Raw genomic sequence first — 2,042 nt, 5'->3', positions numbered from 1 at the left:
CTGGCGCCGTCCCCCGAACCCGGGAGCGGTACGACCAGCAAGACACGGCCCGCAGGCCAAGACCCGACCCCCACCCCCTCAAGGATGATGATCGGGCCGCAGCCCCGAAGGACAACCTCTCGGCTGTTCCCTCAGGACCCAACAGCGTGCCAAGCCAACCCCTCACAACCGGTAGACCTTCGTTCCCTCCCCACAGCAAGCTGCAGGCGTACTAGAAGCCACCGACCATCAAAGCCGGCCAGTAGTCGATGTTCCACCCTTGAGCACCACCCTCGACACATTCGGTCTCGGCGTGGGCCTGGACAACCCCACCAGCCCATGACAGACCAGCTCGTTGCCAGATGCTCCTTAGAAAGGAGGTGATCCAGCCGCACCTTCCGGTACGGCTACCTTGTTACGACTTAGTCCCAATCGCCAGTCCCACCTTCGACAGCTCCCTCCACAAGGGTTGGGCCACCGGCTTCGGGTGTTACCGACTTTCGTGACTTGACGGGCGGTGTGTACAAGGCCCGGGAACGTATTCACCGCAGCGTTGCTGATCTGCGATTACTAGCGACTCCGACTTCATGGGGTCGAGTTGCAGACCCCAATCCGAACTGAGACCGGCTTTTTGGGATTCGCTCCACCTCGCGGTATCGCAGCCCTTTGTACCGGCCATTGTAGCATGCGTGAAGCCCAAGACATAAGGGGCATGATGATTTGACGTCATCCCCACCTTCCTCCGAGTTGACCCCGGCAGTCTCCTATGAGTCCCCGGCATAACCCGCTGGCAACATAGGACGAGGGTTGCGCTCGTTGCGGGACTTAACCCAACATCTCACGACACGAGCTGACGACAACCATGCACCACCTGTACACCGACCTTGCGGGGCAACCATCTCTGGAAGTTTCCGGTGTATGTCAAGCCTTGGTAAGGTTCTTCGCGTTGCATCGAATTAATCCGCATGCTCCGCCGCTTGTGCGGGCCCCCGTCAATTTCTTTGAGTTTTAGCCTTGCGGCCGTACTCCCCAGGCGGGGCACTTAATGCGTTTGCTGCGGCACGGAACTCGTGGAATGAGCCCCACACCTAGTGCCCAACGTTTACGGCATGGACTACCAGGGTATCTAATCCTGTTCGCTCCCCATGCTTTCGCTCCTCAGCGTCAGTTGCGGCCCAGTGACCTGCCTTCGCCATCGGTGTTCCTCCTGATATCTGCGCATTCCACCGCTACACCAGGAATTCCAGTCACCCCTACCGCACTCTAGTCTGCCCGTACCCACTGCAAGCCCGAGGTTGAGCCTCAGGTTTTCACAGCAGACGCGACAAACCGCCTACGAGCTCTTTACGCCCAATAATTCCGGACAACGCTTGCGCCCTACGTATTACCGCGGCTGCTGGCACGTAGTTAGCCGGCGCTTCTTCTGCAGGTACCGTCACTTTCGCTTCTTCCCTGCTGAAAGAGGTTTACAACCCGAAGGCCGTCATCCCTCACGCGGCGTCGCTGCATCAGGCTTGCGCCCATTGTGCAATATTCCCCACTGCTGCCTCCCGTAGGAGTCTGGGCCGTGTCTCAGTCCCAGTGTGGCCGGTCGCCCTCTCAGGCCGGCTACCCGTCGTCGCCTTGGTAGGCCATTACCCCACCAACAAGCTGATAGGCCGCGAGCCCATCCTTCACCGATAAATCTTTCCAGACGCCACCCATGCAGGTACGTCTCGTATCCGGTATTAGCCACCGTTTCCCGTGGTTATCCCAGAGTGAAGGGCAGGTTGCTCACGTGTTACTCACCCGTTCGCCACTGATCAGACCAGCAAGCTGGTCGTCACCGTTCGACTTGCATGTGTTAAGCACGCCGCCAGCGTTCGTCCTGAGCCAGAATCAAACTCTCCGTTAATGTCTACATGGCACCCAACCACCAAAGCGGTCAGGCAACCGACAAACGAAACGGCCCCGCTCCCCACTGACGAAGGGCGGAACCAATCAGATTCGGCTGAATCGGAACCCAGAACCTCACGGGGTGAGGACCGAGCTCCAGTCTCAACCAAGACCCGCACGATGGCGGG

Annotated in this window: 2 rRNA genes (1 of these 2 running past the window's edge); both read right to left on the bottom strand. The window is 59.2% G+C overall.

The features are described 5' to 3' along the window. Nucleotides 1-75 (bottom strand): 23S ribosomal RNA (locus EDF34_RS17370); it reaches 2,898 nt to the left of the window's first position. Nucleotides 76-352: 277 nt separating this feature from the next. Beyond that, nucleotides 353-1,873: ribosomal RNA gene (locus EDF34_RS17365) — 16S ribosomal RNA — on the bottom strand. Together the 16S and 23S rRNA genes form the textbook arrangement of a ribosomal RNA operon. Nucleotides 1,874-2,042: the final 169 nt, after the last annotated feature.

Source organism: Cellulomonas sp. PhB150, assembly GCF_003755175.1.
In the GTDB taxonomy this organism is placed as follows: Bacteria; Actinomycetota; Actinomycetes; order Actinomycetales; family Cellulomonadaceae; genus Cellulomonas.
This window is presented reverse-complemented; position numbering and strand designations above follow the sequence as displayed.